We start from the raw sequence: 463 nt of genomic DNA, 5'->3' as shown, positions 1-463 counted from the left end.
GCCCGTGACACTGAGCGTGGCCAGGCTGGCGCCGATGTAGTCGTTGCCCGCCACGGCTGCCAAGTTGCTGCCGCTGGTGGACCCCAGCGCGTCCAGGCCGGTCAGGCCGCTGACCACCGTGGCCCCGGTGTAGGTGGAACCGTCGCCGCCCCGGATCAGGGTGACGCTGTCGCCCGCCAGGTAGTTGGCCGTGCCGCTCATCCCGGCATCGACCACCCCGCCCGTCACCTGCGCCGCCCCGCTGACCGACAGGACATGGCCAGACACCGCCAGCGTGCCCGCCGTCTGGCTGTAGGCGCCCGTCACCGCCACGTCGCCGGCCAGGGTCAGGCTGGCGCCCGTGTTGCTGACCGTGTGGCCCGTCACGTCGATGGCATCGGCCAGGCTGACGGCACCGCTGGCGAAGGCCAGGTTGCTCAGGCTGTTGCGAATGGTGCCGCCCGAGAAGCCGCCCACCGTGCCG

1 protein-coding gene is annotated in these 463 nt (G+C 72.6%); it reads right to left on the bottom strand.

The window, feature by feature from the left end; translation table 11 throughout:
* Positions 1 to 463: hypothetical protein (locus tag P5F91_RS19850; RefSeq protein ID WP_277908041.1), on the bottom strand; the 463-nt coding region annotated here is incomplete at both ends.

It is taken from the genome of Nitrospirillum amazonense (assembly GCF_029594735.1).
Lineage (GTDB): Bacteria > Pseudomonadota > Alphaproteobacteria > Azospirillales > Azospirillaceae > Nitrospirillum > Nitrospirillum amazonense.
The sequence above is the reverse complement of the archived record's forward strand: the minus strand, read 5'-3'. Positions and strand labels throughout refer to the sequence as shown.